8 protein-coding genes are annotated in these 8,050 nt (G+C 70.4%); 4 read left to right on the forward strand and 4 right to left on the reverse strand.

All coding sequences use genetic code 11. The features are described from left to right. Window positions 1-59: 59 nt before the first annotated feature. Genes trpD through Q0L15_RS08505 form a run of 3 tightly spaced genes read right to left on the reverse strand, consistent with a single transcriptional unit; the run spans window position 60 to window position 2,485 of the window. Window positions 60-1,085 carry an anthranilate phosphoribosyltransferase gene (gene trpD / locus Q0L15_RS08495; RefSeq protein ID WP_296603620.1) on the reverse strand — a complete coding sequence of 342 codons (1,026 nt, stop codon included), beginning with the start codon at window positions 1,083-1,085 and terminating at the stop codon, window positions 60-62. Window positions 1,086-1,092: 7 nt separating this feature from the next. Continuing rightward, the gene (locus Q0L15_RS08500; protein ID WP_296603622.1) at window positions 1,093-1,512 is read right to left on the reverse strand and encodes a hypothetical protein; all 420 of its coding nucleotides are present in this window, start codon (window positions 1,510-1,512) and stop codon (window positions 1,093-1,095) included. A 13-nt stretch (window positions 1,513-1,525) separates the two neighbouring features. Beyond that, window positions 1,526-2,485, reverse strand: a complete 960-nt coding sequence (locus tag Q0L15_RS08505; protein WP_296603623.1) for a cytochrome c oxidase assembly protein — start codon at window positions 2,483-2,485, stop codon at window positions 1,526-1,528. Window positions 2,486-2,551: 66 nt separating this feature from the next. Between Q0L15_RS08505 and Q0L15_RS08510 the strand changes: the two genes are divergently transcribed. Genes Q0L15_RS08510 through Q0L15_RS08525 form a run of 4 tightly spaced genes read left to right on the forward strand, consistent with a single transcriptional unit; the run spans window position 2,552 to window position 6,963 of the window. After that, entirely contained in the window at window positions 2,552-3,199 is a 648-nt protein-coding gene (locus Q0L15_RS08510) for a heme-copper oxidase subunit III (RefSeq protein ID WP_296603624.1), read from the forward strand. A gap of 37 nt (window positions 3,200-3,236) precedes the next feature. Beyond that, window positions 3,237-4,118: a c-type cytochrome gene (locus tag Q0L15_RS08515; RefSeq protein ID WP_296603625.1), complete on the forward strand. Its 882-nt coding sequence runs from the start codon at window positions 3,237-3,239 to the stop codon at window positions 4,116-4,118. Then, window positions 4,115-5,209 (forward strand): ubiquinol-cytochrome c reductase iron-sulfur subunit, encoded by a 1,095-nt coding sequence (locus Q0L15_RS08520; RefSeq protein WP_296603626.1) that lies wholly within the window; start codon window positions 4,115-4,117, stop codon window positions 5,207-5,209. The genes Q0L15_RS08515 and Q0L15_RS08520 overlap by 4 nt, the downstream gene beginning before the upstream one ends. 2 nt (window positions 5,210-5,211) lie before the next feature. Beyond that, window positions 5,212-6,963, forward strand: coding sequence for a ubiquinol-cytochrome c reductase cytochrome b subunit (locus Q0L15_RS08525; protein ID WP_296603628.1), 1,752 nt, complete (start codon window positions 5,212-5,214; stop codon window positions 6,961-6,963). Between the two features lie 44 nt (window positions 6,964-7,007). Here the strand turns inward: Q0L15_RS08525 and Q0L15_RS08530 are convergent, their stop codons facing one another. After that, complete coding sequence (locus Q0L15_RS08530) at window positions 7,008-7,952, reverse strand: type IV toxin-antitoxin system AbiEi family antitoxin domain-containing protein (RefSeq protein ID WP_296603629.1); 945 nt, start codon at window positions 7,950-7,952, stop codon at window positions 7,008-7,010. Window positions 7,953-8,050: the final 98 nt, after the last annotated feature.

Genomic DNA, 8,050 nt, shown 5'->3' on the forward strand with positions numbered 1-8,050 from the left:
CTACGACCACGTGGGCTTCCGCAGCAACGGCAGCGAGTACGTCCTCGACGTGTGACGGCTCAAGCCGTGGTGGCCGCGACCCAGCGGTCCAGCACGGCACGCGCGGCACCGGAGTCGATCGCCTCCGCCGCTCGCGCGATGCCGCCCGCCAGGGCGGCGACCGGCTCGTGCTCGGGGGTGCTGTGCACCGCCAGGGCGGCGCCGGCGTTGAGCAGGACCGCGTCGCGCACCGCGCCGGTCTCCCCGTCGAGGACCCGCCGGACCACCGCGGCGTTGAAGGCGGCGTCGCCCCCACGGAGGTCGTCCGCACCCGCCCGGGCGATGCCGAGCTCCCGCGGATCGACCACGGACTCGGTGGCGACGCCGTCGTGCACCCGCCAGACGACCGAGGTGGTCGTCGTCGTCAGCTCGTCGAGCCCGTCGTCGCCGCGGAACACCCATGCGTCGACACCACGGCGGGCGAACACGCCCGCCATCGTCGCCAGCTGGCCCTCGTAGGCGCAGCCGATGGCCTGCGCGCCCGGACGGGCCGGGTTGGCCAGGGGGCCGAGGAGGTTGAACGTGGTGCCGATCCCCAGCTCGCGCCGCGGCACGGCGGCGTGGCGCAGCGCGGGGTGGAACGCGGAGGCGAAGCAGAACGTGATCCCGGCCTCCTCGGCGACCGCGGCCACCCGGGCCGGCGGGAGGTCGAGCCGTACGCCGAGCGTCTCGAGCACGTCCGCCGTCCCCGCCTGCGAGGACGCCGACCGGTTGCCGTGCTTGACGACCCGGGCGCCGGCGCCGGCCGCGACGATCGCCGACATCGTGGAGATGTTCACCGACATCGAGCGGTCCCCGCCGGTCCCGACGACGTCGAGCGTGCGGCCCGGCACCGAGATCGGGGTCGCGACGGCGTACATCGCCTCGACCAGTCCGAGGACCTCGTCGATCGTCTCGCCCTTGGCCCGCAGGGCAACGGCGAAACCTGCGACCTGTGCCGGGCTGGCCTGCCCGGAGAGGATCTCGCCCATCGCCCACGCGGTCTGGTCAGCGCTGAGGTCGGCCCCGGCGACGAGCGCGCCGAGGACCTCGGGCCAGGCCGTCATCGGCGGGTCACGTGCGCGCGGGCGCGTGCGGGCGGAGCAGCGACACCACGGTCTCGGCGAGCTGGATGGGGTCCAGCGGGTGCGGGACCGCGGCCTCGGCGCGCGACCACGTCGCGAGCCAGGCGTCCTGGGGCCGGCCGGTGAGCACCACGATCGGCGGGCACTCGTAGATCTCGTCCTTGAGCTGCTTGGCGATGCCCATGCCACCGGCGGGCACGGCCTCGCCGTCGAGGATCGCCAGGTCGATGCCGCCGGCGTCGAGGTTGGCGATGACGACCGGCTCGGTCGCGACCTCGACGTACTCGAGCTCGGGGAGGTCGGGGTGCGGGCGGCGGCCGAGGGCCACGATGACCTGCTGGCGGGTGTTCACGTCGTCGCTGTAGACCAGCACCCGCAGGGCGGTCCGGGAGGAGCTCGAGTCGGTCACGCCCGCGATGCTACTAGGGCGCGTCCGCGCGAGATGCGGCGTCCCCGGCTGCGGCGCGCTCCCGCGCCTCGAGGAGGTCCAGACGCCGGTCCTCGCGGGCCGCCTCCTTCATCGAGGCGCGCACCCACTGGGTGAACAGCGCGGCGAACAGGATCACCGCGATCAGGTCGCCCGACCCCCAGAGGATGCCGCCTGCGAGGTGCTGGTCGTCGGCGGGGTCGGGGAGCCAGACGCCCATCGGCCCGTCGTGGAGGTCGGGGTACCAGGAGCCGCCGAGCAGCTCCTCCTGGCCCATGATCGTCACGCCCAAGAACGCGTGGAACGGCAGCGTCAGCACGACGAGCAGCATCCGGAACGGGTAGCTGACCCGTCCGGGCACCGGGTCGATGCCGAGGATCGGCCAGAAGAAGAGCGAGCCCACCAGCACCAGGTGGACGTGCATCATCTCGTGGACGTACGCCGAGTGCAGGCTCGCGGCGTACCAGCCGGAGAAGTACAGCGCCCACGGCGAGACGACGTACACCGCCAGCGTCAGCGGCGGGAACGACAGCACCTTCGCCACCCGGGAGTGCAGGACCGCGAGCAGCCACCGCCGCGGCCGCGGCGGGAGCGTGCGCAGCGCGAGCGTGACCGGGGCGCCGAGCGCCAGCGCCATCGGCACCAGCATCGACAAGATCATGTGCTGGACCATGTGGACGCTCAGCAGCGTCAGGTCGTAGGTCGCGAGCCCGGAGCTGGTGGCGACGAAGAACGAGCCCATCCCGAGCCCGACGAACGCCAGGGTCCGCCCGATCGGCCAGTGGTCGCCGCGGCGCCGCAGGACCGCGGTCCCCCACAGGTAGAGACCCGCGACCCAGACCGTCAGGACGAACGACACTGGCTCGAGCGACCACTCGCTGAAGAGGCTGGTGGCAGTGAACCGGGGAAGGTCGACGGTGCCCTCGGCGAGGGCCGCGACCGCGGTGTGGAGCACGGTCTGAACTCTAAGACCATGAGACACGGGCCCCCCGGGGTGCCCTCCTGCCCGAGTCACGACATAATGACGCCCGTGGCGACTGCAACCGCGATTCCGGCATCCCGTCTACACGGGCACCACGACCGTCCGAGCATGGTCAGCGTGGGGACGATCATCTGGCTCTCCAGCGAGCTGATGTTCTTCGCGGCGCTGTTCGCGTCGTACTTCACGATCCGGGCCGTGAGCCCCGATCTGTGGGCCCAGAGCACCGAGCACCTCAACGTGCCGTTCGCCTCGATCAACACGACGATCCTGGTGCTCTCCTCGCTCACCTGCCAGCTCGGCGTGTTCGCCGCCGAGCGGGGCCAGGTCGGCCGCACCGGCTCGATCTTCAAGGTCTCCGGCTGGGGCCTGCGCGAGTGGTTCGTGCTGACCTACCTCATGGGCGCGGTCTTCATCGGCGGCCAGGCCACGGAGTACGCCGAGCTCGTCCGCCACAACGTCACGATCCAGGACTCGGCCTACGGCACGATGTTCTACCTCACCACCGGTTTCCACGGTCTCCACGTGACCGGCGGGCTGATCGCCTTCCTCTTCGTCCTCGGCCGCACCTTCGTGGCGCGCAAGTTCACCCACGAGCAGGCCGTGAGCGCGATCGTCGTCTCCTACTACTGGCACTTCGTCGACGTGGTGTGGATCGGCCTCTTCGCGACCATCTACCTCGTCCAGTAGTCCCGCCCGCAGACCGACCAATCGCAAGGACTCAATTGTGCGTCTCCTGAATCGCTCCGCAGGTCGCCTCTCCCGGCACCGCCGCGGGCCGCTCGCCGGCCTGGCCGTCGTGCTGCTGGGCTTGCTCATGACCGGCGGTCTCTACACGGTCTTCTCCCCCGCTCAGGCCGGCTCCGCCGCGTCCAGCGAGGAGCAGATCGCCCAGGGCCGTGAGCTGTTCCTCGTCAGCTGCGCCTTCTGCCACGGTCAGAACGGCGAGGGGCTGCGCACCCAGCAGGGCAACGGCGATGAGACCCAGTTCGGACCCACGCTGGTCGGGGTCGGCGCGGCCGCGGTCGACTTCCAGGTCAGCACCGGCCGCATGCCGATGTCGCGTCCGGGTGCCCAGGCGCCCCGCAAGCCGGTGGCGTTCAGCGACGACGAGATCGCCGCGCTGGCGGCGTACGTCGCCTCCCTCGGCCCCGGCCCGGCGATCCCGGACGAGAGCGACTACAGCCTCGAGGGGATGTCCGACGAGGAGCGTCAGCAGGCCATCACCAACGGCGGTCAGATCTTCTTGACCAACTGCACGGCCTGCCACAACTTCGAGGGCTCCGGCGGCGCGATGCCGCGCGGCGGTGCCGCGCCCCAGATCCGTGGCGTCGAGCCGCGCCTCATCTACGAAGCCATGCTCACCGGCCCCGGCCAGATGGACTCGTTCTCCAACGGCAACCTCTCCCCCGAGGAGAAGCGCGACGTGATCGCCTACCTCGGCTCGATGGAGGACATGCCCAACTACGGCGGCTTCGGCCTCGGCGGGCTCGGCCCGGTGGTCGAGGGCATGGTCGCCTGGGTGTTCGGCATCGGCCTGCTGGTGGGCGCCGCGGTCTGGATCGCGGCCCACACGACTCGTTCGACGAAGAAGAAGGTGGATGCGTGAGCGAGAGTCACGACAACCAGCACGCTCACGAGCTGACCAACGTGCCGGACCCGGCGGTCGTCAACGACCTCTACGCCGACCCGGGGCTGCCGGAGCACCAGTGGCGGCCGACCGACGTCGACGCGCACGCCGAGAAGCGTGCCGAGCGCCAGGTCGCGACCCTCTTCGGGCTCTCGGCCATCTGCACGATCCTGTTCCTGGTCTCCTACTTCGCCTTCGACATCGGGGACGATCCCGACGTCGTGGGTGGCTTCGGTGCCTCCAACCTGTTCCTCGGGCTCTCTCTGGCCGGTGCCCTGCTGTTCCTCGGCTCGGGCATCATCCAGTGGGCGCGCAAGCTGATGGCCGACCACGAGATCGTCGAGTACCGCCACCCGGCCGCCTCGTCCGACGACGACCGCGAGGCGACTCTCGCGGCGCTGAACGCCGGCCTCGAGGAGTCCGGCATCGGCCGTCGCCCGCTGGTGCGCAACTCGCTGCTCGGCGCTGTCGGGCTGCTCGGCCTGCCGGCCGTCGTCGCACTGCGCGACCTCGGCCCGACGCCCAGCCAGGTCGAGAAGAACGCCGACTACCCCGGCGCCGGCCTCGAGCACACCTTGTGGGCCAAGGGCGTCCGCGTCGTGCGCGACGTCGTCGGCACCCCCATCCGGCCCGGCGACGTCGAGATCGGTGACCTGTTCAACGCCGAGCCCGAGACGCTCTTCAACGGCGGCGAGGACGGCGAGCCGCTGGAGGGCCTCGCCCTCCAGGTCGGCAAGTCCAAGGGCGCGGTCGTGATGATCCGGATGGCTCCCGAGGAGATCATCCCGGGCGAGGGCCGCGAGAACTGGTCGGTCGACGGCATCGTCTGCTACTCCAAGATCTGCACCCACGTCGGGTGCCCGATCTCGCTCAACGAGCGCAAGACCCACCACCTGCTCTGCCCGTGCCACCAGTCGACGTTCGACCTGGCCGACTCGGGCCGCGTCATCTTCGGCCCCGCTGCGCGCGCGCTGCCGCAGCTGCCGCTCGCCGTCGACGAGGAGGGCTACCTCATCGCTCAGAGCGACTTCACCGAACCCGTGGGACCGAGCTTCTGGGAGCGTGGCTGATCATGGACACCACCAAGGTCGCCAAGACCAACGCCACCACGGCGGCGACCGCCAAGAAGCCCAACCGGGCCGGCGCGGTCGCGGGCTGGGCCGACGAGCGGCTGGGTCTGGCCACAGCGATGAAGAAGAACCTGCGCAAGGTCTTCCCCGACCACTGGTCGTTCATGCTCGGCGAGATCGCGCTGTGGAGCTTCGTCGTCCTGCTGCTCACGGGCGTGTTCCTCACGCTGTGGTTCACCCCCAGCATGGGCGAGGTCCAGTACAACGGCTCCTACGACCAGCTCCGCGGCATCCACATGTCCGAGGCCTACGCCTCGAGCCTGCGGCTGTCCTTCGACGTGCGCGGTGGCCTGCTCATGCGCCAGATGCACCACTGGGCCGCGATGCTCTTCGTCGCCTCGATGATGGTGCACCTGCTGCGCGTGTGGTTCACCGGCGCCTACCGCAAGCCGCGTGAGCTCAACTGGGTCATCGGCTGCCTGCTGCTGATCCTCGGCACGCTCGAGGGCTTCACCGGCTACTCCCTGCCCGACGACCTGCTCTCCGGCACCGGCATCCGCGCCGCGGACGGCTTCGTGAAGGCCACCCCGGTGGTCGGCAGCTACATGTCGTTCTTCATGTTCGGCGGCGAGTTCCCGGGCGAGTCGATCATCCCGCGCCTCTACACGGTCCACGTGCTGCTCATCCCGGGCCTGCTGCTCGCGCTGATCGCCGCACACATGTTGCTGCTCGTCTACCACAAGCACACCCAGTGGCCCGGTCCCGGCCGCACCGAGCAGAACGTCGTGGGCTTCCCGATGCTGCCGGTGTACGCCGCCAAGGCCGGCGGGTTCTTCTTCATGGTCTTCGGCGTCACCGCGCTCATGGGTGCGCTGTTCACGATCAACCCGGTGTGGAAGTACGGCCCCTACGACCCGTCGAAGGTGACCGCAGGGTCCCAGCCCGACTGGTACATGGGCTGGCCCGACGGCGCGCTGCGCATCATGCCCGGTCTCGAGACCCACATCTGGGGCATCACGATCAGCTGGAACGTGATGCTGCCGATCCTGATCCTGCCGGTCGTGATGTTCACGATCCTGCTGCTGCTGCCGTTCATCGACGCCTGGATCACCGGCGACAAGCGCGACCACCACCTGCTGGAGCGGCCGCGCAACGCGCCCACCCGCACGGCGCTGATGGTCGCCCTGATGACCATGTACGGCCTGTTCTGGATCGCCGGCGGCAACGACATCATCGCGATCAAGCTGCACGCGAGCATCAACCAGATCACCTACTTCCTCCGGGTAGCGGTATTCGTCGGTCCGGTGATCGCGTTCGTCGTGACGCGGCGCTGGTGCATCTCGCTGCAGCGCAAGGACAACGAGACGCTGCTCCACGGCTACGAGACGGGCATCATCATGCGGTCTGCCGAGGGCGGCTACTCCGAGCGCCACCTGCCGCTGCCCGAGTCGCGTGCCTACGCGATCGCCGCTCGTGACCGCGACCCGGTCATCGACGGTCACCCCGGGGCCGAGGTCGACGCCAACGGCGTCCCGGCCCCGACCGGTGGTCGGCTCGCGGCGCTCCGGCACCGTCTGCGCACCGTCTGGTACGCCGACAACGTCCAGAAGCCCACCCCGGCGGAGCTCGAGGAGGGCCACCACCACGCGGAGCACGAGCACGAGCTCCAGGCACCCGTGGAGGGCCACGCCGCCGACGGCCACCAGTTCGACGGCCACCACGCGGTCGAGGACGAGCACCTCCGCTCGCACTGATCACCACCACGTTGACCCGCCCGAAACTTTCGGGCGGGTCAACGTCATTTGGAGTGCTCTGACCAGGCCCGGCGCAGGATCCGGTCGGCGTCCTGGTTCCGCCCGTAGACGTTGTTCTTCCTGAAGACCAGGACCGTCCAGCCGTGCTCGCGCCGACACCACTCGCGTCGATCGGTGTCGTGCTCCTCGACGCTCTCGTCGTGGAACTCCTCCCCGTCGTACTCGGCGCCGAACAGACGATCCGGGAGCCCCATGTCCAGGTAGAACCAACCGCCGTCGGGCGCCCGCACCGGGACCTGACACTGCGGCCGCGGCACCCCGCCCTCGATCCACCGCAGCCGCAGCGCACTCTCTCCCGGTGACTTCGCCATCGGATCGACGAGCGGCACGAGTGCGCGCAGCTGCACCACGCCCCGGTAGCGACCGAAGCGCAGGACCGCCAGCTCCAGCTCGTCCTGCGTGAAGCGGCGCAGCCCGGCCAGGCTGTCCATGGCGGCCAGCGCCTGGTCGACGTGCAGCAGGCGCCCGAGATCGCACGCGGTCCGAAGCGGGGTCGTCACCCGCACCCCGTCGAGGACTGCGACGTCCTCCGCAGCCAGCCGACGTTCGCCGCTGTCGACCAGCCCGTTGCGGAGTCGATAGCCGGGCGGGCAGAAGACCTGAACCGCGGGGGTGACGAGGTGATCCCCCGGCGCGAGGATCATGTTGGCGCCCCACAGCCATCCGGCCGTCCGATCCGTCACGACACAGTCGGGCGGCACCACGAGTCGCAGCACCGCCAGCCGGAGGCTCAGACCATCGGGCAGATCCGGGGCGTGGTAGACGCCCCGGATCGGGTGTCCGAGCAGGCCGGCGCGGCACCATCGACGCAGCCAGCCGTACGACGCCCCCTCGGCCACCGCCTCGCGGGCCGTGAACGGCACGGATCGCTCGAGCAGCCGCTCGAGGACCGTGAGCTCTTCCCCACTGGGATCCTGGATGACTGACATGGGCGGAGCGTGCCCCGATGGGCGCCCCCTCCCCCAGGCACAGCCCACACCTGTGGAGAAACGTTGACCCGCCCGAAACTTTCGGGCGGGTCAACGTC

Origin of the sequence: Nocardioides sp., from assembly GCF_024509035.1 — a bacterium.
Taxonomy (GTDB): Bacteria; Actinomycetota; Actinomycetes; order Propionibacteriales; family Nocardioidaceae; genus Nocardioides.